The sequence below is a fragment of the Metabacillus sp. SLBN-84 genome (assembly GCF_053629595.1).
Genome location: NZ_JBRJIP010000001.1, coordinates 1,377,569 through 1,400,343, shown reverse-complemented (window position 1 = coordinate 1,400,343; position 22,775 = coordinate 1,377,569). Strand labels below are relative to the sequence as shown.

Below are 22,775 nucleotides of genomic sequence, written 5' to 3'. Positions count from 1 at the left end.
TTTCTTTACCAGTCAATAGCTTGTTCCTCCTTTTTCTTCAAACACTAAATAATTATATGATTGCAGAGTCTGCGGATAGATGGGCTGATTTTTTTTCAGCAAAAACAGGATCGTGTTTTTCATCGATGCAATCAGCGCCTGATTCAGATTCGTTTCAGCGATTTTGCGCACTTCCTCAGCACCAGGAAAAATTCTTCCTGGCTCAATGTAATCTGCCACATAGATGATTTTATCGAGCAGCGTCATGTTTTCTCTGCCTGAGGTATGATAGCGGATCGCATCAAGGACTTCTTCATCCTCTATCCCCGCTTCCTTTTTCACAAGGTACGCCCCTACAGGAGCATGCCACAGCTCTGGACTGTGAATCAGCAGATCAGGGGACATCTTCTGCTCCGTAATAATCTGCTTCATTTCTTCCTTGCTGCGGAACTTTGCATAATCGTGAAAAATAGCAGCTGTTTCTGCTTTTTTGAGGTCTCCCCCGTACCTTTGAGCGAGCTCGGCCGCCGTTTCCATCACGCCGATTGTATGAACATATCTGTGTTCTGTTAATTGTTCTTTTACAATAGCAAGTGCCTGATCACGATTCATATAAATGATTCTCCTCTATATACCCTATCACTTCTTCAGGCAGCAGAAAATCCGCCGACTGCTGCTGCCTGAACCGTTCCCTGATCATTGTGGAAGAAATCTCAATGATCGGAGCAGTGACTTCACAGACAGGATAGGTTGTCTCTGTTTGATATCCTTCCCGTTTCACTCCGACAAATTGAACAAGTTCAGTAAGCTTGTCTATATTATGCCACTTCGGCAAATATTCGATCATGTCCGCTCCAATGATAAAATAAAACGAGCAGTCAGGGTATTGTTCCTTCAAAAGGACAATCGTGTCATACGTATAAGAAGGTCCGACCCGCTCAAACTCAATACTCTGAACCTTAAATTCCGGCTTCTTTTCTGTACACAGCCTGAGCATATGCATGCGGTGAAGGCTGTCTGATATTTCTTCTGAGTCTTTATGGGGAGGGTTCTGGTTCGGCATGAACCAGATCTCATGAAGGTGAAGAGCACTTAGAACTTCATTTGCCATAATTAAATGTCCAAAATGAGGAGGATCGAATGTTCCTCCGAATATCCCAACCTTCTTCATCCTTCAACCTCCTTGTTATCTAGGCAGCTTCAGCTGCTTATTCTCTCTGGACTCTTTGTACAGAACAATCGTATTGCCGATCACTTGTACAAGTTCAGCTCTTGCGCCTTTTGAAAGGGCTGCTGCAACTGTATCTCTGTCTTCTTCGCAGTTTTGCAGCACACTTACTTTAATTAGTTCTCTCGCTTCAAGGACATCTGCGATTTGCTGAATCATATTGTCATTGACCCCGCCTTTGCCTACTTGAAAAATCGGGTTCAAATGGTGAGCTTCTGAACGCAAAAAGCGTTTTTGTTTTCCTGTTAACATGAATTTCCTCCTAATTGTGCAAATACCAGCTTACTCATTCTTGCAGTATCCGGTTTTTCACCGGTCCATATTTCAAATGAAAGGGCCGCTTGATAAACAAACATGCCAACCCCGTTCAGGATTCTCGCACCTGCTTTTTCCGCTTCTGTCAGAAAAGCGGTTTTTACCGGGTTGTACACGATGTCGCTTACAATCGTCCCTTTTCGGATGTTGCTTGCCGCAAAGGGCTTTTCTGTTTCATTTGGATGCATGCCGATGGCCGTTGTCTGAATGATGACATCATAATCAGATAAAAGGGATTCCGCCTCGTTTAATGAAAAGACGTTTCCCTTTACCTTATGCGGACACTCCTGCATAAGCATGCGGGCTTTTTCAGGTGTCCGGTTGGCAAGATCAATGGCTGATGCGCCTTCTGATGCTAGTGTGTAAAAAATCGCCCTGGCAGCCCCTCCAGCACCGATAATCAAATACCTCTGCTCATGCAGAGGCTTTTCCATCAGCTGCTTCAGTGATTCCAAATATCCCTGTCCATCTGTATTATACCCGATTAATCTGCCCTCTTTATTCAAAACCGTATTAACAGCGCCAAGCAGCTCTGCGCTTTGATCAAGTTCATCCAAAAAGGGGATAATGGCGATTTTATGAGGGATGGTAACATTAAATCCGGCAATGCCAAGCGCTCTTGCACCTTCAACCGCAGCTTTAAGGTGTTCTTTTTCCACATGAAAAGCATGATAGGCCGCACTTATTTTCTTATGCTGAAGCTGATCATTATGAATCAGCGGCGACATGGAGTGTCCGACCGGACATCCAATAAGACCGTATACTTTGTTCAAAAGAATCTCTCCCCGTTAAATTAAGGATGATCTTAATGTAACATTTACACCTTTAGGCGCATAAGCCGTTACTTTTTTGTTTCCTTCGTTGACAGTCACCCATCCAAGCCCGGAAAAGACAATATCGGTCTTATCATCCTTAATTGTAAATTCATGAGGTGTCAGTTCCGGGAAGCTACCGAGCTGGTCTGTTCTTGGCGGAGTCAGCATGTCTCCTGCATGGCGTTCATACAGCTCGTCTGCATTTTCAAGCTTTGTGCGGTGGATCGTTATTTCTGCAGGCACATAACACGTAAGAGACGTTCTTCCGCCGCTCACATAGTCAAGACGGGCAAGACCGCCAAAGAATAGAGTCTGAGACTCGTTCAGCTGAAAAACCTTTGGTTTGATCTCTTTTTTCGGAGACAGCAGTTTTAAGTCTTTTTTATCGACGAAATGGGCCATCTGATGGTGGTTAATAATGCCCGGAGTATCATATAAAGCTGATCCGTCATCAAGCGGAATTTCAATGAGATCAAGAGTTGTGCCAGGAAAATGCGATGTGGTAATCACATCTTTTTCACCCGTCACCTCTTTAATGATGCGGTTGATAAAGGTGGATTTGCCGACATTTGTGCAGCCGACCACGTAGACATCCTGTCCGTTCCGGTACTCTTCAATCGCTTCAGTGACTTCCGGAATGCCCTGCCCTCTTGCAGAGCTGATCAGAAATACATCCACAGCGTTTAATCCGAGTTCCTTAGCTTCCCTTTTCATCCAATTGGTCAATTTTTGTCTCTTCACCGACTTTGGAAGAATATCCGCTTTATTGCCGACGAGCAGAATCGGGTTGCCTCCGACAAAACGCTGAAGACCGCTCAGCCAGCTGCCGTTAAAGTCAAAGATATCAACGATTTTCACCACAAGTGCGTTCGTGTCGCCGATACTGTGAAGGATTTTCAGAAAGTCATCATCTGTCAGGGAAACATCCTGAATTTCATTATAGTTTTTTAGGCGGAAGCACCTTTGGCAAATAATCTGTTCCTTTTGCAAAGCACTCTCCGGTGCATATCCAAGCTCGTCCGGATGTTCTGTCTGTATTTTCACACCGCAGCCGATGCAGACAAATTGTTCCTCTGTCACGTTTAATCCTCCCACTGAATCAAGCCTTTTCTTTTCAGAACAGCAAGAATTCTTCTTTCAATTTTGCGGTTAAGTCTCGTTACAAAACCGTCAGTAGATGCAACAGGCACGACTAAAATCGTATGAAAACCGTTGCGGTTGCCGCCGAGGACATCTGTCAGCAGCTGATCGCCAATCACAACAACATCCTTTTTATCAAGCTCCATGTTTTTCAGAGCTCTGCGGAATGCTTTGCCCATCGGTTTTCTTGCTTTATAGATGAAAGGAATTTGAAGGGGGTCTGAGAAAGAGCGCACCCGTTTCTCTACATTATTAGAAACAATGGTAACCTTGATGCCATGTTCTTTTACATCTTTGAACCATTCAATAAGCTTCGGAGTGGCACTTGGACGGTCCCATTCTACCAGGGTGTTGTCAAGATCCGTAATGATGCCTTTTACTCCCTTGTCTTTTAATGCCTGTGGAGAGATTTCATAAATATTCTTCACGTACTCTCCCGGCAGAAATAATTTCAACATTCTATAAACACCTCATCGGACATTTTTTAGCCAAACTACATCATATCTGATTTTAATCTTTCTTTCAAAAGAAACTTGGCGTTCTGCAGAAATTCAGAAGAAATCCGGTAAATTTTTCGACAATATGTTCGGCCTTCCGTTCTGTGGATAAGTCTATTCACATTGTTCACTCATATAGATTCCTCTGCTGGCAGGATTATAAACAAGATATTAACAGCTTATCCACTTTCTTCTGTGGATAACAGAACGATTGTTCTATTTTATTTTTCGTGTTAGATTAAATTTACTAGAAGAAAATAACATAAAAGTATATGCATGGTGCTTATTTTATAGAACATTATTTCCATAATGGAGGTGCAAGCCGGCAAGCCGGCGATCCTATGAGAAAACTTTCCGATGAACTGCTCATTGAATCCTACTATAAAGCGACAGAAATGCAGCTGAGCGAAGATTTTATAGAACTGATCAAAAAAGAGATCAAACGCCGGTCATTGACTCACGTTTTAAAAGCTTCGGGCTGACTTTTAAAACGTGAAGCTCCCTTCTTTAACGCTTACAGCCAATCCCGCGAAAACCTTACCCTCTCTCCCCCAGCCTCTGCAAATGCCGCTTTTTTCTTTTCAAAAAGGAGAACAGCAGCCGGTCCAAAAGAGAAATCAGCCAGCTCCTCTCCTTTTTTTGTCTTTCCTTAGCATGAGTCAATTCAACCGTATTTAAAACAGCCCTGGCATTAACATTAATTGATGATTAACCTGGACGAATCACATGATTTGGGTTATTATCAAATGTTCATGCTTCTTTTTTATGCTTTTCTAAAGAAATCATTGGAAAATTCTTGTTATCAATGCTCATCCTCCAAAAAAATATCTTTACTACTGTCAATATCATGCATAGAATAAAAGTAGGCCTGAATAGGTCATTTATGTTACTTAAGGAAGTGCCATTATGTTTTTAGCAGGCTATATCGATGCCACATTAAAAAAAATAAAAGCAAATACCGCCAACATGCTGACCCTTGTCAACCTAGGCCTGGGCGGCTTCGCCATAATCTATACTCTTAACGACGTGCTGAAGCTGAGTCTTCTGCTTATTTTTCTTGCTGCTCTCGCTGACAGGTTTGACGGAATGGTTGCCAGAAAATTCAACATCGAGTCCGAGCTCGGCAAACAATTGGATTCAATGAGTGATATTATATCATTTGGTGTTGCTCCGGCACTACTTATTTATAAAGGAATTCTTTTTGAACTTGGGGCGCCGGGAGCTTTTTTCGCCGTTTTATTTATAGGATGCGGTGCTTTCAGACTTGCCAGATTTAACATTACAGAAAACTGCGGATTTTTCAGCGGCCTGCCAATAACGGCAGCCGGATGCATTGCAACGCTCAGTTATTTATGGAAAGACTTCATGCCGGTGCATTTCTATATGTTCCTTCTGATGATTCTTTCTTTTTGCATGATCTCATCCTTCAGAATCCGAAAAATGTAAAAAACACCTCAGCCGAGGTGTTTTTTTTGGCTATTTGCAGTAATAGTTATTGTAGTAATAGCCTCCTCCTAAAACAAGCAGCAGGATCAGCAATACGACAATAAAAGCGTACCAATAGCCAAAGCCCGCATAAGGTGCATAGGGATAAGGATAAGGATATGGTGCAGGCGGTCCGTAGAATGGTGTGCATGAGCGCATAAGTAAGACCTCCTTTTGAGCTGTTCCCTCTAAATTATGTGATACTCAACTAATTTGTATAGGCTATAGCCATAGATTGTCAGCGCATTTAATAAATATTGCCTATTTTTCAAAAAAAGGGTTTACAATTTATCTGTTAGTGGATATAATTACCATTGTAATCAAAACCACGAAAAGGGAGGTCGAATCAAATGTCAATCATGTCAGCACAATCTAATTCAGCTCAATTGAATATACGTCTATTCGGCCGAACTGGTAAACGGTAATTATCCTATTGTCCTTACCGCCGCAGGTTGAGTAGCATCATCCTGCGGCGTTTTTATGTCCATTTTTATAAAACGCGACACGCCACAGGTATGCCCTGCGGCGTTTTTGTGTTCTCTGGGGATTTGAACAGCCTCTCCAGTGTATTGCAGCGGAAGGAACTTGACTCCTGCGGGATGAAGAGGGCACTGAAGATCCCGCAAGCGCAGCGAGGAAGCTTCAGGCACTCCCTGCGGTAATCTTGTTCCTGGAGCGGAAAGGAACGGTATCGTTTACCAAAAACCTGTACTCATTTTTAACATTTCAAGGAGGTGAGAAAAAATGACGATCAACTTATTATTTGTATCACTTACAATCAACCGCAGAAAACAGACGCTTGAACAACTGCTGCATGAAGAACAAGTTTTCAAATCGTATGAAGCCATGCAGAATAAATGCTTCCAAATGTATAACGGCATCTAATGCACAGCCAAACTCATCAAGAAACAGCAGGAGGTGAAACTATATGACGATCAACCTATTGTTTGTAAGCCTGACAATCGAACGCAGGAAAAAATCAATCGAAGAGATCCACCACGAAGAACAGGTCTACAAATCTTATGAAGCCATGATGAACAAATGCTTCCAAATGTATAACGGAAACTAATACCCAATCATACTTAAAAAACGAAAGGAGAGGGCGAAAATGATGATTCAAATGAAACTCAGAATGCACCTTAATGTGGAGAAGGATACCGCGTAGCACGAAAAGCGGAATCGCCTTGTTCAGCTCCGAAGGACAGAAAAGGATTCGACGGAAAAAGCCGGTTTTGCTTTTTGCGGCGAAGCCGTTCTGGCCGAGGAGTTAGGCGATGGAGCTGGACACCACGAAAAGCGGAATCAGCCGTTTAGCTCCGGGAGTCAGATAAGGAAGCGGCGGAAAAGGCGCTTTTTGCCTTTTTTGACGATTCCGTTCTGACAGAGGAGTTGGCTGATGGAGCTAGACACCACGAAAAGCGGAGTCGACCGTTTAGCCCTGACAGGCAGAAAAGAAATCACCTGAAAAGTCCGGGTTTGACTTTTTGGGGGATTTTGTTCTGACGGAAGGGCTGGGAGGCGGAGCTGGACACCACGAAAAGCGGAGCCGACCGAAACCTGACATAAACCAACATAAAAAAGCGAAGATCTTTTTAAAGATCTTCGCTTTTTTCATCCCTTCCCCTTTTGCCGGCCCTTCTGCTGGCCCTTTTTTTCCTTTTCCGCCCGGTAAAATTCGTGGAACATCTTCATGAGAGCCCTCTTTTCGATCCTCGACACGTAGCTCCTTGAGATGCCCAGCTCCTTAGCGATTTCGCGCTGCGTTTTCTCTTTTTGCAGGTCAAGGCCGAATCTGCCTACAATCACTTCTTTCTCCCGCTCATCCAGAATATCGATAAATTCTTTTACTTTTTCAAGTTCCATGTTCAGCTGAATCGTATCGATGACGTCTTCTGACTCAGATTTAAGCACGTCAATCAGGCTGATTTCATTCCCTTCTTTATCCTGGCCGATCGGATCATGAAGGGAGACATCCTTTTTGGTTTTCTTTAATGCTCTCAGATGCATGAGAATTTCATTTTCAATACATCTTGCCGCATACGTAGCAAGCTTTGTGCCTTTGCCTTCTGAATAGCTCTCAATTGCTTTTATCAGACCGATCGTGCCGATTGAAATAAGGTCCTCCGAGTCCTCGCCTGTATTTTCAAATTTCTTGACGATGTGCGCCACCAGCCGCAGATTGTGCTCGATCAGCATATTACGGGCATGCTCATCCCCTGTTGCCATCAGCCTTAAGTATTTTTTTTCTTCGCTAGCTGACAATGGCTGAGGGAAGGCATTGTTTTTGACATAAGATACTAAAAAAACCAGCTCTTTTAATAAGTATCCTAATGCAGCTAAAACTCCTGACATTGACCCACCTCCACGAACAGATTGTAGGCAGCTGCCTATAATCAAGTCTATGTCCGGAAGGGTGTGAAAGTGTCTGTACTACGAAAGATTGCGGAAGTCCTTCCAGTTTTTCACCAAAAATTAAGCGCATACATTATGACATTTTTGAAAACTCTATTGATTCTTCCTTCTTTTTCATCAATAATGAATGCTGGTGCTGCAAGCCCTTGGCCATCTTATGTTGGAGGTTGTTTTTTTGAAAAAATATTTGTCTCTAGCCGCTTTTCTTTTGTTTTTTCTGCTGCTGATCAGCTGCGGAAACCGTTCAGATAGATATACCATTGTAGCCTTTGGCGACAGCAACACGCGCGGAGCAAACTGGACTATCCGAAATTACCAGGATACAGATAAATGGGTAAACCTGGTCAAATCCACTCTCCCTGTAAACGATGGACAGACGTTCATTCATAATGCAGGAATTGGAGGAGAAACGACCGAGGATGCAAGAAAACGGTTTAAACGGGATGTGCTGAACACAAAACCCGACCTTGTTTTCATCATGTTTGGAACGAATGATGCTGTGATTCTGCCAAATGGGCAGCCAAAAGTCACACACAGCCGCTTCAGGGAAAACCTGCTTTATTATGTAAATGAGATTAAAAAGAACGGCGGAAAGCCCGTTCTGATGACATGCCTTCCTATCGTTGAAGGAAACGGCCATGACAAGCTTTACTACACGAGATATCCTAAAAAACTCTATTCCCATACAGACGGGGCACGGAACTGGCATAATTCCTATAATGACATTACCCGTGAAATTGCGTTTAAAAATGACATCACCTTAATTGACAACTGGACTACTATGGTGCAGGCTGCAGGAGGAGACTCCGATGAACTGCTGCTGAAATCAGGAATCATTGATCCGTCCGGAAATCATATGACTCCTCATGGTGCAAAGCTGATCTATGAATCCATCTTAAAGAGCAAGGTGCTTAACCAATAAAAAGAACCCGTTCAGAAAACGGGTTCTTTCTTTATTTATAGTAGAAGACTATGCCTGGTCCTTTTCATCCAGCTGTTTTTTATAATCGAGAGACCGTTTAAAGCAGAAAAAAGCTCCGATCAGGAAGAGTGCAGTTGTGCCCATCATCGCGTATTCCTGAATATCGCCAGGTTCCCCTCCCTTTACAGGAATGAGCATGCCGATATATAAAAAGACGCTGACTGCAAGAAGGACAAAAGCATATCTCTTAAAGTCTGTCATTAAGTGCTTTACCTGTTTTGTATTCAAACCAATCACCTGCCTGAATATGTGTCTATAAAAACCTTAACATATCAGAGCAGGCAATGATGCAGGCAAATTCAGGCAGCAGAGGAATTAGTTTAATGCATTTTTCAGATCTTCAACAAGGTCTTCTGCATCTTCAATGCCCACGGAAATCCGGACAAGGCCATCTGTGATGCCAAGCTCTCTGCGGCGCTCTGCCGGAATGGACGCATGCGTCATTTTAGCCGGAACTGAAATCAGGCTTTCAACTGCGCCAAGACTCTCTGCCAAAGTAAAGTATTTTACTTTTGAAAGAACTTCTTCTGCCTTTTCTTCGCTGCCGACATCAAACGAAACCATTCCGCCGAATCCGCCTGACTGCTTTTTCGCGATTTCATGGTTAGGATGATTTTTAAGTCCCGGGTAAAATACTTTTTCAACTGCCGGATGCTGAACTAGAAAATCTACGATTGCTGCCGTATTCTTCTCATGTGCTTCCATACGGAGAGCGAGTGTTTTAATACCGCGCATCAAAAGCCATGAATCCTGAGGACCAAGTACTCCGCCTGTCGAGTTTTGAACAAAGTGAAGTTCTTCTGCCAGTTGTTCAGATCCTGCGACTACAAGGCCTCCTACTACGTCACTGTGTCCGCCAATGTATTTTGTTGCACTGTGCAGGACGATGTCAGCTCCCATTGAAAGCGGGGTTTGCCAGTATGGCGTGCTGAACGTGTTGTCTACGATCGTCAGCAGTCCGTGTTTTTTCGCAAGTGCCGCTGCTGCTTCAACGTCCGTAATTTTAAGAAGCGGGTTTGTCGGTGTTTCGATGAACAGGGCTTTCGTGTTTTCTTTTACCGCCGCTTCAATTGTAGAGAGGTCACTTGTGTCAACGAAGGTAGAATCAATGCCCATACGGTTAAGAACCTTTGTCATTACACGGTACGTTCCGCCGTAGACATCATCAGTCAAAATCACATGATCTCCGCTGTTGAAAAGCATCATGACACCGGTTATGGCAGCCATGCCGGAACCAAACGCAAAGCCTGCATGACCTCCCTCAAGGTCCTTGATCAGCTCTTCCAAAGCATGACGGGTAGGGTTTCCTGTGCGTGAATACTCGAATCCCTTGTGATTGCCGACCCCGTCCTGCTTATAGGTGCTTACCTGATAAATAGGTGTTGATACCGCTCCTGTGTGCGGGTCACCGACAATGCCCCCGTGAATCATTTTTGTTTTCTGTTTCATGCTAGATTCCTCCTTCGTAAATCTTTTTGCTTAAATACCGTTCGCTGCTGTCAGCAAAGATCGTCACAATGTGTGAGCCCGGGGCCGCTTTTTCTGCCTCAAGAAGCGCTGCATGCATCGCTGCACCTGCTGAGCTTCCGACTAAAAGGCCCTCTTTCATGGCAAGCTCTTTCACTCTTGTAAACGCGTCCGTGTCCATGACTGTATGAATACTGTCAAAATACGTTTCATCCATATAATCCGGAAGGAATTCCATTCCGATTCCCTCTGTTTTGTGCGGTCCTGATTCTCCGCCGTTCAAAATCGATCCCTCCGGCTCGACGATAACGGTTTTCACACCGGGGTTTACCTCTTTTAAATACTGCGCCGTTCCCATAAATGTTCCGCCGGTTCCTGCCCCTGCGAGAAACACATCGATTTTCCCGTCGAGCTGCTCCCACAGCTCAGGTCCAAGCGTTTTATAGTACGTCAGCGGATTTGCAGGATTCCCAAACTGCTGAGGGCAGTAGGATCCGGGTATCTTCTCACAAAGCTCATGCGCTTTCTTAATGGCGCCTTTCATCCCTTCTGCTGTCGGGGTATTTACAACTTCTGCCCCGAGCGCTCTCATGAGATCCTGTTTTTCCATGCTGAACTTTTCGGGGACGCACACAATCACATTTACATTCCTGCTGATTGCGGCAAGCGCAAGTCCAATGCCCGTATTGCCCGCGGTCGGTTCAATAATCGTTCCGCCTTTTTTTACCTTGCCTGTTCTTAGTGCTTCATCTATCAGTTCTGCGCCAAGACGATCTTTAATGCTGCCGCCCGGATTCATAAACTCCAGTTTTGCAAACAGCCGCACGCCGTTTGGAAGCGGAAACTGTGTCAATTCCATCAGAGGCGTTCTACCAATCAGTTCTTCAATGCCTTTTACGACTTTCATTCTGTCCACTCCTGTGATAAGAATGTCTGCACTCTTATCCTGTTATCCTTAAAAAAGAGGATCATTGCGATCCCCTCTGTTTTTAGCTTTTTAATGCACGGACAATGCTTAAAACAAGCTCTGCAGAGTTTTTCGCAGCTGTTTCCAAGTATTGTTCGAATGAAACATCCGATTCTTTTCCTGCAATATCAGACAGGGAGCGGATGATGACAAACGGTACGCCGAATTGATGGGCAGTCTGGGCTATGGCCGCAGCCTCCATCTCAACAGCGTAAAGGTCTTCAAATTTTGTTCGGATGTATGCGACTCTTTCAGGATCATTCATAAACGAATCACCGGTGGCAATCAGACCTTTCACAACCTGAATGCCTTCCTGTTCCTCGGCCTGCTCGGCAGCAATTGCAACCAGTTTTTCATCCGGAAGGAAAGCAGCCGGCATGCCGGGCACCTGACCGTATTCGTAGTTAAATGCTGTCACATCTACATCGTGATGTCTTACTTCTGTAGAAATGACGACGTCTCCTACATTCAGGGATTGATGAAAACCTCCTGCTGAACCTGTGTTAATGACCACGTCCGGTTTGAAGCGGTCAAGCAGGATAGCGGTGCTTACTGAAGCATTTACCTTCCCAATTCCTGATTTCAGCAGGATGACGTCCATCCCGCTGTATGTTCCAGTTGTAAATTCGCTTCCAGCGATGGTTTCGGTTTTTGCATGTTCAAGCTGATCTCTTAAAATAGAAACTTCTTCTTCCATTGCTCCAATGATGGCTGCTTTCATTTATTGATCCATTCCTTTCAAAAGGGGTTTTTGGCCGGCATCAGCCTGAAACGCTGTCGGTATTATTTTTTTACGGCTTCTATCAGCCACACAAATTCGTTGAGCTGCGTGAAGTCGGCAGTGAATGAATGTTTTTCAAGGATGCCGCGCATGACTGAATGTGTCGTGTAATATTCTGTTTCAAGGTCGGCTGCCAAGTTTAAGTAGTGCTGTTTTTTTGCTTTTTCGATCATGGCCTCGTAAGCCTCCTGATCTTCAAACATTGTGTCAGCAAACACTATTTTACCACCTTTGCCGAGAAGACGGGCATAAATTGCGACAGCTTTCTCTTTTTCTTCATCTGTTAGATGATGAAAAGCATATGTGCTTACAACCGTGTCAATTTCCCCTTCTGGAACAGGGAAGGTGAGAAAATCACCGTCGCTGATCTGAGCCACGTTCCCAAGCTTTTCAGCTGCTTTTTCTCTCATGGTCTTTGATGGTTCAATTCCGTAGACCTGCTTTCCTTTTTTCAGCAGTTCTGCTGTCAGGTTGCCGGTTCCGACTCCAAATTCAAGGACGGATTTTCCGGATTTGGATGCTACAGCATCAAGAATGGCGCTGTAGCCGCTGAACACTTCTTTATATTCTTCATCATGTCCGACTACTGTCGAATCATACGAGTGAGCCCAATCTTCAAATAGTTCTACAAATTCTCTTCCCATCATGCACCAATCCTTCGATGATAATTTAAATAATTCCTATGTGTATACTATGATTTAAAAATAGAACTGTTCTTAATTTACCACATGGTTTGTTTCAGAGGCAATGAAAAGACTTTCCAGAAGGGTATTTTATGCGATATTCTATAGAAAAGCGGAAGCGCCCGTTTTGCTCCGGCAGTCAGATAAGAAATCACCCGAAAAGTCCGGGTTTGACTTTTTGGGGGATTTTGTTCTGACAGAGGAGTTGGGCGCTGCAGCTGGACAAGGTGTCAAGTCCCTTTCCGCTGCAATCCACTAAGGTTCAAACTTAATAACGTTTCTAAACAGCAGATAAGAATACAATTGGAGGCATCTAATATGTTTAAACTGGAGTTTATCAAAGATAAAGTCGAATTTTTCGAGTCGGAGAAGCTTTCAGATCTTGAGAAGAAGATCAGCGAGCAGATTGAGATCAATAAAGCGATTCTGCTTGAGGTGCATTCGGTTTCCCACCAGATGCATGTAAGTGAAGAAGGAAGACGGTTTTACAGCGCTGCGGTCCATTTTAAGGCAAAGTAAAAAGGTGAGACGCGTGTCTCACCTTTCATTAATTTTCAGGCTGTTTCAGTTTTTCGACTCTGACCGGCTTCCAGCCTTCATTTTCAACCCAGGTAATCTCTACTTTGTAATTTTGTGTTTTGTCTTTTGAAGAAATGGTTCCTTTTGCATCATTCGGACTGCCGTTGTTTCCGATAAACCAGATGGTCATATCTGATTCACTCAGTCCAGTAGCATAGCTCATAGCCTGAATCATTTCAGCCCAGTCCTGTGAGCTTTTGTCATATTGGGCAACGTGAGGCTCAGATTGCGAAGTTCCAACCGGTTTCCAGCCTGGATTTTCAATAATCTGATCTACGTTTGAATTCGGATCGCCTTCTGTTACGACAGGTTCTCCGGCTTCTTCATTTTCTTCGCCGTTTTCTTCGGCGGTTTCTTCTTTGTCAGCTTCATCTGCATCTTCTGTGCTATTTTCTTCGCTGTTCTCTTCAGACGCTTCAGCCTGTTCTTTTTCTTTATCTTGTTGTCCTTTATTCTCATCATTCTTGACGGTACCTGATGCCGTCTCTTCGTTTGCTTTTTCTGACGCCTTTTCGCTGTCATTTCCGCCTAGCAGCAGCTGTGATCCAATGACAAGAATTAAAATGGCTACAATTCCAATTAAAATGTTCAGGACAACATTTGCTTTCCGGCGTTTATCACGGTTTTCAAAGCGTGATCCTTTACTTAGATTGCTCAAGTGCATTACACTCCTTTATCCCTCTAACATTCTGTCTTATTCTATCATTAGATTGCAATTCTATCTAGTAGAAGCATTTTCTAATCGGGATAATTCAGCTGCGACATCATAAAAGATGCTGTTGGCCGAGGATGTTTCACTTTGCGTATCCAGTTCAACAACTGCAAGGGCATATTTGGGATTGTTTGACGGGAAATAGCCTGCAAACCATTTGTGGACAGTTTTATGTCCTGTTTCAGCCGTGCCTGACTTTCCCGAAACTTCAAATGGCAGCGACTGAAATCTTCTGCCGGTTCCGTCTTTATCTGTTACAACAAGCCTGAGCAAATGCTGAAGTTTGGACGCTGTATAAGGAGAGATGCCGTCACCTTCCATATCCTGATCCGGAAATTCAAACATGGTTGTCCCGTTTTTATAAAGAATGCTGTCAGCAATCTTCACCTGCTTTTTTTCTCCTCCGCGCGCAATCGTCGCCATCATGTTCGCTGCTGCAAGCGGGGTTACGCGGACATTTTTCTGCCCGATTGCCGTCTGCGCCACAGCACGAAACGCTCCTTTATCACGCGGGTCGTCCCAAATAGAAGGAGACTTCTCTTCAGGAAACTGCCTGAACTGGTTATAATGAAACACATTTCCGCTCCAGCCATTTTTTTCAGTCAGGCCTAATTTTCCTGCAAATTCCTCAATGGTCTGTTTGTCTTTTTCAATCAGCTCATCAGCTGTCGTTGTAAACGTGTAGTTGCAGCTTCTTGCAAAACTGCGTTCGAAATTGAGGATTCCCATGTCAGAATCATCGTCATGTTTACCATACATATCCAGCTGGCAGTTATACGAATTTTTCAGCTCCAGCCCGCTTTCAATCGCGGCAGCTGCAATGACCGTTTTAAAAACGGAGCCCGGGATTTGCGGAGTCAGCATATGGTTTATATGTGAACCGGAGTCTGACCTTTCAATCGCCGGTTTGCTTACCATCGCCAGCACTTCACTCGTTTCAGCGTCCAGGAGCACAAGTCCCCCTTTTTTAATGCCGTATTTCGTGACGACCGCATCCGCCATATTCTGTATCCTGCTGTCAATGGTCGTTTTGACGCTTACAGGATAAAAGGGATTTGCGTTTGCAATATACTTGACGTTTATGCCAAAGAGCGGATTTCCATCGCCGTCCACATGGTATAAAAGCTTTGTTTCTGCATCCGGAAGCAAAAATTCATCAAATGCTTTTTCAAGCCCGGTAAAGCCGACCTGCGTTTTGGAGGAAAGCTCCTTCTTATCCGGGTAGCGTTCTCTCAGTACATCCGGACTTTCTCCTGTGATGCCGATCATATGGTTTGCTGCTTCATCCTTCTTTTTTGCCTGCTGGTAAATGGCGAAAACTCCCGGAATCTCAAGGTCATTGATCGTATCCATTTCGGACTCGGTCAAGGTAATTCCCTCTGCAGAACCCATGATCAGCGGTTTGTGAGCATCCTCAAGCATATTTTCGAGGTCAAATGCAGAGTATCCGGTTATCTGAGCCAGTTTTTCTTTTGGCCACTCAATGTTTTTCAAAAACGGAAATAATACGAGTTTGGATTCCTGAAAATTTCCGACAGGAAGGAGATTTCTGTCCACAAACCGGCCGCGGCCGTCGTCAATCATGACTTCCTGCGTTCTCTGGCCTACACTCTCTTCAATTAAATTGACGTTTTCTCCCCCAAAGGATTCAGTGTTTATAAGCTGGATGTCAGCAAGTCTTGCAATCAGTACAAGCATGCATATAAAAATAAAAGCACCCGTCCATTTCATTCTCTTCTTCATTATCATCAAAAAAACACCTCGCCTTTGACTAGTGTCGACGAGGTGTTTTCTTATTAAACCTGCTTACTTAACGTTTGTGATTCTTACTTGCATTTCTCCGCCCGGAGTCTGCACGTTTACTTCATCTCCAACCTGGCGGCCCATGAGGCTCTTTGCGATTGGGGAATCATTTGAGATTTTGCCTTCAAATGGATCAGCCTCAGCGCTTCCGACGATTGTATATGTTTCTTCATCGCCGTTTGGAAGTTCAATAAATGAAATGGTTTTGCCGAGAGTGACAACATTTGAATCTGCATCATCCACAATGATTTTAGCATTGCGGATCATATTCTCAAGTGTTGTTACACGTCCTTCAACAAAAGCCTGTTCTTCTTTGGCTGAATCATATTCCGAGTTCTCAGACAGGTCTCCGAAGCTGCGCGCAATCTTGATTCTTTCTACAACTTCTTTGCGTTTGACCGATTTTAAGTATTCAAGTTCCTGCTCAAGCTTTTCTTTACCTTCAAGTGTCATAGGAAATACTTTTTCTTGTGCCATGATCTCACTCCTTCTAGTATAACTGCCCCCAAAATCAATTGGTATGTAAGACTGCACTGTGATAACGGCGGAGCAGTTGCTGCTCCCGCACGGTTTATGCATATGCTGAAGTGTCAGGTCATCTCAAAAACGACTGGCCGGGTATTTGCTTTATGTAGCTTAAAAGCAAGCCCTGGGCTTGCTTTTAAGACATCGTTCTTTTCCCGATGAAGCTTTCTGAACATGGGGATTTTCATCCGGTTCATAAAAGCTGTGAGAAACTTTAACAGCCTATACATAATATGGTCACAGTACTCTTTATCTATGCTATGTTATTACAAAATTGCGTTTAGTTCAAGAATTGTTTGAATCTTTGTAACCATAAGGTCGATGGCCACATGGTTCTGGCCGCCTTCAGGTATGATAATATCCGCATAGCGCTTTGTCGGCTCAATGAACTGGTTATGCATTGGACGGACAACGGAAACATACTGCTCAATGACAGAGTCAATCGTTCTTCCGCGCTCTTTTATGTCGCGAAGCATGCGTCTGATGATCCTGATATCTGCATCTGTATCAACGTACAGCTTAATATCCATCAAATTGCGCAGTCTCTCGTCCTCAAGAACAAGAATGCCTTCAAGAATAATGACGTCTTTCGGCTCAACGAGCAGGACATCTTCAGAACGGGTATGAAGCTTGTAGTCATAGACAGGCTTGTTGATGGCTTCGTAATTTAAAAGCTGTTTAATATGCTCAATCAAAAGCGTGTTGTCAAACGCAAGCGGGTGATCATAGTTTGTATTCAGCCTTTCCTCAAACGGAAGATGGCTTTGATCTTTATAGTAAAAGTCCTGCTCCAGCATTAAGATGGAATGGCCTTTAAAGTAATCATAAATGGACTTTGTCACACTGGTTTTTCCGGAGCCTGAGCCCCCGGCTACCCCAATGACAATGGGCTTTTTCCCCATCAGTTCACTTCCCCTTCCGCATCATGTTATTTGGGAAGACTTTTCGGTCTGCTTTAAACCTCACAATTTGCAGAGGGTGACGGGCTGCATCAAGAACGTTTCCATCTTCATCCCACAGCTGCTCAATTTTTTGCGTGAAGTTTTCCATTTCAGGGCCAAAGAATTCAACTTCGTCTCCAGGCTTGAAATAGTTGCGCTGCTGCAGTGTAACCATGCCAGTCTCTTCATTGTAATCAAGTACAAGACCAACGAAGTCAAACGTTGTTTTCTTGCCGTGAATGCCGAACATTTGCTCCTCTGTTCCTGGAACACCTTCAAAGAAAGCAGGAGCTGTGTCGCGGTTTGCACACTTATCAAGCTCATCAAGCCATTCTTTTTGGATGACAAAGTTTTCCGGATCAGCGCAATAAGCATCGATGACCTTGCGGTAAACACTGACTACCGTTGCAACATAGTGAATGGACTTCATGCGGCCTTCAATTTTCAGGCTGTCAATTCCAAGCTCGATCATTTTCGGAATGGACTGGATCAGATTTAAGTCTTTGGGACTCATGGCAAACGCAGCGTCATCCCCGCTGAACAAAGCTTCTTCCCCATTATCTGAGAGCTTGTAAAGATCGTAGTCCCAGCGGCATGACTGACAGCATCCCCCGCGGTTTGAATCACGCGCAGTCATATGATTGCTCAGTACGCAGCGTCCTGAATACGCAATGCACATTGCTCCGTGGATAAAGGTTTCAATTTCAATATCAACTTTTTCTTTCATTTCTTTTATTTCTTCAGCGCTTGTTTCACGTGCAAGCACCACCCGCTCAAGTCCCTCTTCTTTCCAGAACTGAACAGCTTTCCAGTTGGAGAGAGACTGCTGTGTGCTCAGATGCACTTCAAGTTTCGGAGCTACTCTGCGGCATGTTTCGATAATCATCGGATCAGCCACGATAATGCCAGAAACGCCTGCTTCCTGAAGGCCCATAAGGTACTCTTCAAGCCCGTCCATGTTTTCGTTATGGGCAAAAATGTTGGTCGTAACATAAATTCTTGCACCGTATTTGTTTGCAAACTGCACACCTTCAGCCATTTCTTCCAATGAGAAATTATCTGCATTAGAACGGAGGCCGAATTCTTTTCCGCCGATAAAAACGGCGTCTGCACCGTAGTGAACGGCGATTTTCAATTTTTCGAGATTGCCTGCCGGCGCAAGCAATTCCGGTTTTTTCACAATGACGCGTTTGCCGTCTATGATCTGTGAAATGTTATCTGCAGCAGTCACCATCATTTATTCCTCCTTGTTTCATTCCAGCTTCTATTAATAAACGGTTTCTTTAAAGAAAAATCCTGTATCGAGCGGGCGGTTTTCAGGCTGAATGTCTTCAATTTCTGAAAGAAGATCATCTTTTACATTTTCATACTCATCGCGGTCTTCCACGCAGAGATCGATCGCCTTGCGGTATTTTTTGGTTACCTCAATCAAATACTCAGACGTTTGAAGGACACCGTCAATTTTGAAAGAGTCAATGCCTGCATCAATCATGTCAGAGAGCTCATCAATAATGCACATATCATTCGGGCTCATGATGTGTGTGCCGTTTTCGTCCTCATAAATCGGATATTTGTTGCTGCGTTCCTTGTCGTGCAGGAACATCGCTTTTTCACTCTGAATGTTTTCAATCTTCATTGCTTTTCCCTGGTATTCGAAGTAGTTTCCGATGAGGGAGCGCTTGGACTGGAACATGCATGTCATTCCGTGGACCTGAACTTCAATTTCCACTTCTGCATGTTCTTTCGTGTCGATAATCGATTCCATGCTTAACTCACGTGCAAGAACCGCCCGTTTTGCCCCTTTTCTTCCCCAATAATTGCATGTATACCAGTTTGTAGCCGTCGTTTCCGTATTCCAGTGAAGAGGAAGCTCAGGAGCAGCTTCTTTTGCCGCCATGAGAACGGCAGGATCTCCAAATAAAACAGCATCCACGTTGATTTCTTTCAGAAAACGAAGATAATCATACAGATCTTCTATCTTTTCGTTATGAAAAATCGCATTCACAGCGGCGTATACTTTTACATCTTTAGAGTGGGCAATGGCGGTTGCCTCTCTCATTTGGTCACGATTAAATTCACCTGCAAGTCTGAGCCCGAAGCGCTGTTCTCCTAGAACAAAAGCAGTAGCCCCTGCATCTGCAAGGGGGATTAAATCTTCCATCTTGGTTGGTGTGACAATTAATTCAGGTTTATTCATCTTGTTCACCTCGTTTTATACTTACGGCCATTCCATCTCCGACAGGGAAAATCGCTGTGTGATAAGAAGGATGGGACATCAGCCATTCATTGTAGCTGCGGATTTTCCTGAGCAGTGCACGCCGTCTCCGGTGAAACGACATGTCCTCCTCTTCATTCGCAACAAGTCCTTTAAACAGGACGTTGTCCGTTATGATGCAGCCGTCTTTAGAGAGCATCGGCTCGTACATTTCAAAAAATCTCATATACTGACCCTTGGCAGCATCAATGAAAATAACGTCATACGGTCCTTTTTCAGCAATCTGCTCTTTCAGCTGAAGGGCGTCGCCGTGGAGAGCCGTTATTCTGTCACTGAGGCCATTTTCCGTGATATTCTGGGATGCCTGTTTATAGCGTTCTGCATTTCGCTCAGCCGTAACAATTTCCGCTTGCGGAAGCGCCCTGCACATGCGGATGGCAGAATAGCCGATGGCTGTGCCGATTTCCAGTATTTTTCTTGGCTGTTTCAGCACAAGGAGACTGATCAGAACTTCGATCCCTGTCTTTTCCATAATCGGAACGACGTGCTGTTCTGCATATTCCTCCATCTTTCTGATGGATTCATCCTGCTCGGGAAGAAGGCTTTCTATATATGTTAAAATTGATTCGTTTTCCATTGTCTTCTCCTTTAAACGCCGCACTGGCGGGCGTTCAGGTCTATCTTATCTCATGAAAATAAGAGTTCTACCGAAGAACTCTTGGCTGTATTTATCGTTTTGTTTATCTTTGTCTTTGCAACTCGATATATTTTACCACAATAGAAAAGGGAATGCGAATTTTTTCGCCTTCCCCTGTTTCTTATTTATTCGTGATGTGTTCAGCTTTTGCTTTGTTATGTTCTGCAAGTGTTTTCGTGAAAATCACTTCGCCTTTTTTCGTTGCGAGGAAGTAGAGATAGTCCGTTTTGGCAGGCTCAATTGCCGCCTTCATCGACTGGCTTCCCGGATTTGCAATCGGTCCCGGCGGAAGTCCCTGTACTTTGTACGTATTATAGGGTGATTCTACTTCAAGATCTTTGTAAAACACGCGGTCTTTATGCTTTCCAAGTGCGTATAGTACGGTAGGGTCGGTCTGAAGCGGCATTTTTTTGCTGATCCGGTTATAAAAAACGCTTGAAATCTTTTCCCTGTCAGCTGACTGGGTCGCTTCTTCTTCGATGAGAGAGGCCATCGTCAAAAACCTGTGAACCGGCATGTTTTTTTCTTCGAGCTGGTCTGCATAAGGCTTGACCACTTCATCTGTTTTCTTGATCATTTCTTCTAAGATCAGATCAAGCGGAGGTTTTTCCTCATAAAACGGATAAGTTGCCGGATAAAAATAGCCTTCAAGCGGGTACTTAATATCCTGGCCGTAAATTTCTTTTGTCACGGTTTCCGGATATTTTTTCTGCATAGCCGAAATAAATTCTTTGCTGTTCATTCTGTTCAGCACTTCTTTTTCAGGGTAGCCGGAATGTTTGGCAACCTGTGCTGCAATCTGTGTGAGCTGAATACCTTCAGGGACGGGAATCTGAAACACAACGTCTGTTATCACCCGGCCTGATTTAAGACTTGCGATGATATCTTCAAGTTCCATCGCTGGAGTAAGTTTGTAGTCACCAGCCTGAAAACCTGATTCGTTTTTAAATTTTACATAGTATTTGAAAACCCTTTTATCTTTAATAATCTTTTCTTCTTCCAGAATAGCTGCAATGGATGAGACAGATGAACCTATAGGTATCTTTACATTCACTGCCTTTTTATCTGTTTCATCAGCCGGCTCAAGCGCGGATTTGATATATAAATAGCCTCCGCCGATCAGCCCTGTCATAGCTATAAGCAGAACAGCGACAACAATCAGGACAATCTTCCGGATGACTCTTGCTTCCTGCTGTTTTTCCAGGAGTTTGTGCTGCAATGTATGTTTGTTCGAATCTCCCTCTGACATTATGGACGAGCTCCCCCTTTCATCATCATGATTATACTACATAATGACCATTTTTTCGCCAAATTCCACCACATTTTTACGGGAGCGCCTGTCACGTCCCGCAAAAACAGAGAATTTCCCCTTTCAAGAGTGTTCCCTTTATACGGTATTAAAAGCAAAAAAAAATAAACCGTCAAATGACGGTTTATTCTCATCTGACGATTTAATTTTCTTCCTCTTCGTTGTCAAGGAATGTATTCAGCATTTCTTCTACAAGATCCCACTCTTCTTCTGTTTCAATCGGAGCAAGTTCCCCGTCCACGCCGTCTGCAGTAGGCTCAAAGCTTGATGCATGAATTTCGATTTCTTCCTCGTCATCCTGTTCGCCAAGCGGATAGTAAAGGACGTAAGACTTTCCGAACTCCTCAGAAGCGAAAGTGAAAAGAATTTCGCAAAGCTGCTCGTTGCCGTTTTCGTCTACTACTGTAATTTGTTTTTCTCCGTGTTCCATGTAAGTCACCTCATCTATAGTTTGCTGCCGGTTAGTTCAGGCTGTCAAGGTACCCCTGAAGGATCATGACGGCAGCCATTTTATCAATTACCTTTTTTCTCTTTTTTCTGCTGACATCCGCTGAGAGCAGAACACGTTCTGCAGCCATCGTGGATAATCGTTCATCCCAGAGGATGACCGGGATGCCGAAGGTTTTTTCAAGCTTTGAAGCAAACCTCTGGCTTGCTTCTCCCCTTGGTCCGACCGTTCCATTCATGTTCTTTGGAAAACCGAGGACAAATTTCTCTGCATGATGCTCATTTACAATCTGAGTCAGCCTGGGAAGCCCAAAATTCCCTGCTGTTTCATCAATTTTAATTGTCTCGATTCCCTGTGCTGTCCAGCCAAGTTCATCGCTGACAGCGACTCCGATTGTTTTGGAGCCATAGTCAAGCCCGATAATTCGCATATTAATCCTCTCTATGATGGTGTAAGTACGATTTGACCAATTCCTCAATGAGTTCGTCGCGTTCAAGCTTGCGGATTAAATTTCTTGCATCGCGATGCCGCGGAATATAAGCGGGATCTCCGGAGAGCAGGTAACCTACGATCTGATTGATCGGGTTATACCCTTTTTCCTTTAAGGCATCATAAACAGTGAACAGCACTTCATTTACGTTCGTCTCCACTGCTTCCTCAGAAAAATTAAACTTCATTGTTTTGTCAAAGGAACTCATCACACGCACCTCTTTCCCAGATTCGTCTGTTTGAATCTGCTTGTCCATTCTTATTACCATTCTACACTAAGTATGGAAATTATAAAACGGATTTCCC

At 43.9% G+C, this 22,775-nt stretch carries 30 protein-coding genes; 6 read left to right on the top strand and 24 right to left on the bottom strand.

Going from position 1 to position 22,775, the window contains the following annotated elements:
* Positions 1-12 precede the first annotated feature (12 nt).
* From yqeK to RKD52_RS06855, 6 genes are read right to left on the bottom strand one after another with little or no spacing between them, the layout of a single operon-like run.
* The gene (gene yqeK, locus RKD52_RS06880) at positions 13-591 is read right to left on the bottom strand and encodes a bis(5'-nucleosyl)-tetraphosphatase (symmetrical) YqeK (RefSeq protein ID WP_454099150.1); all 579 of its coding nucleotides are present in this window, start codon (positions 589-591) and stop codon (positions 13-15) included.
* The gene (locus RKD52_RS06875; RefSeq protein ID WP_454099149.1) at positions 581-1,150 is read right to left on the bottom strand and encodes a nicotinate-nucleotide adenylyltransferase; all 570 of its coding nucleotides are present in this window, start codon (positions 1,148-1,150) and stop codon (positions 581-583) included. The genes yqeK and RKD52_RS06875 overlap by 11 nt, the downstream gene beginning before the upstream one ends.
* A gap of 15 nt (positions 1,151-1,165) precedes the next feature.
* Positions 1,166-1,459: a ribosome assembly RNA-binding protein YhbY gene (yhbY, locus tag RKD52_RS06870; protein WP_029279516.1), complete on the bottom strand. Its 294-nt coding sequence runs from the start codon at positions 1,457-1,459 to the stop codon at positions 1,166-1,168.
* The gene (gene aroE / locus RKD52_RS06865) at positions 1,453-2,295 is read right to left on the bottom strand and encodes a shikimate dehydrogenase (protein ID WP_454099148.1); all 843 of its coding nucleotides are present in this window, start codon (positions 2,293-2,295) and stop codon (positions 1,453-1,455) included. The genes yhbY and aroE overlap by 7 nt, the downstream gene beginning before the upstream one ends.
* 15 nt (positions 2,296-2,310) lie before the next feature.
* The gene (yqeH, locus tag RKD52_RS06860) at positions 2,311-3,417 is read right to left on the bottom strand and encodes a ribosome biogenesis GTPase YqeH (protein ID WP_454099147.1); all 1,107 of its coding nucleotides are present in this window, start codon (positions 3,415-3,417) and stop codon (positions 2,311-2,313) included.
* Between the two features lie 2 nt (positions 3,418-3,419).
* A complete protein-coding gene (locus RKD52_RS06855) occupies positions 3,420-3,935 on the bottom strand; it encodes a YqeG family HAD IIIA-type phosphatase (protein WP_369734801.1) in 516 nt (171 codons plus the stop codon).
* 380 nt (positions 3,936-4,315) lie between these two features.
* Between RKD52_RS06855 and sda the strand changes: the two genes are divergently transcribed.
* Together sda and pssA are read left to right on the top strand one after the other, a co-directional pair.
* Positions 4,316-4,456, top strand: coding sequence for a sporulation histidine kinase inhibitor Sda (sda, locus tag RKD52_RS06850; RefSeq protein ID WP_369734800.1), 141 nt, complete (start codon positions 4,316-4,318; stop codon positions 4,454-4,456).
* A gap of 424 nt (positions 4,457-4,880) precedes the next feature.
* Positions 4,881-5,420: a CDP-diacylglycerol--serine O-phosphatidyltransferase gene (gene pssA / locus RKD52_RS06845; protein WP_369734799.1), complete on the top strand. Its 540-nt coding sequence runs from the start codon at positions 4,881-4,883 to the stop codon at positions 5,418-5,420.
* 30 nt (positions 5,421-5,450) lie between these two features.
* Here the strand turns inward: pssA and RKD52_RS06840 are convergent, their stop codons facing one another.
* Positions 5,451-5,618, bottom strand: coding sequence for a hypothetical protein (locus RKD52_RS06840; protein ID WP_282032982.1), 168 nt, complete (start codon positions 5,616-5,618; stop codon positions 5,451-5,453).
* A 585-nt stretch (positions 5,619-6,203) separates the two neighbouring features.
* Between RKD52_RS06840 and RKD52_RS06835 the strand changes: the two genes are divergently transcribed.
* Both RKD52_RS06835 and RKD52_RS06830 read left to right on the top strand, forming a co-directional pair.
* Entirely contained in the window at positions 6,204-6,344 is a 141-nt protein-coding gene (locus RKD52_RS06835) for a YrzI family small protein (protein ID WP_454099146.1), read from the top strand.
* A gap of 43 nt (positions 6,345-6,387) precedes the next feature.
* Positions 6,388-6,528: a YrzI family small protein gene (locus RKD52_RS06830; RefSeq protein ID WP_081414169.1), complete on the top strand. Its 141-nt coding sequence runs from the start codon at positions 6,388-6,390 to the stop codon at positions 6,526-6,528.
* 542 nt (positions 6,529-7,070) lie between these two features.
* Here RKD52_RS06830 and sigK read toward each other — a convergent pair.
* Positions 7,071-7,811 carry an RNA polymerase sporulation sigma factor SigK gene (sigK, locus tag RKD52_RS06825; RefSeq protein WP_029279504.1) on the bottom strand — a complete coding sequence of 247 codons (741 nt, stop codon included), beginning with the start codon at positions 7,809-7,811 and terminating at the stop codon, positions 7,071-7,073.
* Between the two features lie 217 nt (positions 7,812-8,028).
* Between sigK and RKD52_RS06820 the strand changes: the two genes are divergently transcribed.
* Positions 8,029-8,793, top strand: coding sequence for an SGNH/GDSL hydrolase family protein (locus RKD52_RS06820; protein WP_369734798.1), 765 nt, complete (start codon positions 8,029-8,031; stop codon positions 8,791-8,793).
* 48 nt (positions 8,794-8,841) lie between these two features.
* On the opposite strand, the gene RKD52_RS06815 is transcribed toward RKD52_RS06820, so the two are convergent.
* The 5 genes from RKD52_RS06815 to RKD52_RS06795 form a co-directional block, all read right to left on the bottom strand.
* A complete protein-coding gene (locus RKD52_RS06815) occupies positions 8,842-9,090 on the bottom strand; it encodes a YrhC family protein (RefSeq protein WP_454099145.1) in 249 nt (82 codons plus the stop codon).
* Positions 9,091-9,168: 78 nt separating this feature from the next.
* Positions 9,169-10,302, bottom strand: a complete 1,134-nt coding sequence (locus RKD52_RS06810) for a bifunctional cystathionine gamma-lyase/homocysteine desulfhydrase (RefSeq protein ID WP_454099144.1) — start codon at positions 10,300-10,302, stop codon at positions 9,169-9,171.
* Position 10,303: 1 nt separating this feature from the next.
* Positions 10,304-11,227 (bottom strand): PLP-dependent cysteine synthase family protein, encoded by a 924-nt coding sequence (locus RKD52_RS06805; protein ID WP_454099143.1) that lies wholly within the window; start codon positions 11,225-11,227, stop codon positions 10,304-10,306.
* Between the two features lie 82 nt (positions 11,228-11,309).
* Positions 11,310-12,008 carry a 5'-methylthioadenosine/S-adenosylhomocysteine nucleosidase gene (gene mtnN, locus RKD52_RS06800; protein WP_454099142.1) on the bottom strand — a complete coding sequence of 233 codons (699 nt, stop codon included), beginning with the start codon at positions 12,006-12,008 and terminating at the stop codon, positions 11,310-11,312.
* Positions 12,009-12,070: 62 nt separating this feature from the next.
* The gene (locus RKD52_RS06795; protein ID WP_454101156.1) at positions 12,071-12,712 is read right to left on the bottom strand and encodes a class I SAM-dependent methyltransferase; all 642 of its coding nucleotides are present in this window, start codon (positions 12,710-12,712) and stop codon (positions 12,071-12,073) included.
* A gap of 357 nt (positions 12,713-13,069) precedes the next feature.
* Here RKD52_RS06795 and RKD52_RS06790 point away from each other — a divergent pair, with 357 nt between their 5' ends.
* Positions 13,070-13,270 (top strand): DUF2536 family protein, encoded by a 201-nt coding sequence (locus tag RKD52_RS06790; protein WP_454099141.1) that lies wholly within the window; start codon positions 13,070-13,072, stop codon positions 13,268-13,270.
* A gap of 28 nt (positions 13,271-13,298) precedes the next feature.
* Here the strand turns inward: RKD52_RS06790 and RKD52_RS06785 are convergent, their stop codons facing one another.
* The 11 genes from RKD52_RS06785 to RKD52_RS06735 form a co-directional block, all read right to left on the bottom strand.
* Positions 13,299-13,988, bottom strand: coding sequence for a DUF1510 family protein (locus RKD52_RS06785; RefSeq protein ID WP_454099140.1), 690 nt, complete (start codon positions 13,986-13,988; stop codon positions 13,299-13,301).
* A 60-nt stretch (positions 13,989-14,048) separates the two neighbouring features.
* Positions 14,049-15,791 carry a peptidoglycan D,D-transpeptidase FtsI family protein gene (locus RKD52_RS06780; RefSeq protein WP_454099139.1) on the bottom strand — a complete coding sequence of 581 codons (1,743 nt, stop codon included), beginning with the start codon at positions 15,789-15,791 and terminating at the stop codon, positions 14,049-14,051.
* Between the two features lie 57 nt (positions 15,792-15,848).
* Positions 15,849-16,322 (bottom strand): transcription elongation factor GreA, encoded by a 474-nt coding sequence (greA, locus tag RKD52_RS06775; protein ID WP_282032990.1) that lies wholly within the window; start codon positions 16,320-16,322, stop codon positions 15,849-15,851.
* Positions 16,323-16,636: 314 nt separating this feature from the next.
* Positions 16,637-17,272 (bottom strand): uridine kinase, encoded by a 636-nt coding sequence (gene udk, locus RKD52_RS06770; protein ID WP_029279486.1) that lies wholly within the window; start codon positions 17,270-17,272, stop codon positions 16,637-16,639.
* Positions 17,273-17,276: 4 nt separating this feature from the next.
* Positions 17,277-18,545 (bottom strand): peptidase U32 family protein, encoded by a 1,269-nt coding sequence (locus tag RKD52_RS06765; RefSeq protein ID WP_454101155.1) that lies wholly within the window; start codon positions 18,543-18,545, stop codon positions 17,277-17,279.
* 33 nt (positions 18,546-18,578) lie between these two features.
* A complete protein-coding gene (locus tag RKD52_RS06760; RefSeq protein ID WP_454099138.1) occupies positions 18,579-19,508 on the bottom strand; it encodes a peptidase U32 family protein in 930 nt (309 codons plus the stop codon).
* Positions 19,501-20,163: an O-methyltransferase gene (locus RKD52_RS06755; RefSeq protein ID WP_454099137.1), complete on the bottom strand. Its 663-nt coding sequence runs from the start codon at positions 20,161-20,163 to the stop codon at positions 19,501-19,503. The genes RKD52_RS06760 and RKD52_RS06755 overlap by 8 nt, the downstream gene beginning before the upstream one ends.
* A 181-nt stretch (positions 20,164-20,344) precedes the next feature.
* Entirely contained in the window at positions 20,345-21,472 is a 1,128-nt protein-coding gene (gene mltG / locus RKD52_RS06750) for an endolytic transglycosylase MltG (RefSeq protein WP_454099136.1), read from the bottom strand.
* Between the two features lie 202 nt (positions 21,473-21,674).
* A complete protein-coding gene (locus tag RKD52_RS06745) occupies positions 21,675-21,962 on the bottom strand; it encodes a DUF1292 domain-containing protein (protein WP_029279476.1) in 288 nt (95 codons plus the stop codon).
* 31 nt (positions 21,963-21,993) lie between these two features.
* Entirely contained in the window at positions 21,994-22,410 is a 417-nt protein-coding gene (gene ruvX, locus RKD52_RS06740; protein WP_029279474.1) for a Holliday junction resolvase RuvX, read from the bottom strand.
* Between the two features lies 1 nt (position 22,411).
* Positions 22,412-22,678 (bottom strand): IreB family regulatory phosphoprotein, encoded by a 267-nt coding sequence (locus RKD52_RS06735; RefSeq protein ID WP_029279472.1) that lies wholly within the window; start codon positions 22,676-22,678, stop codon positions 22,412-22,414.
* Positions 22,679-22,775: the final 97 nt, after the last annotated feature.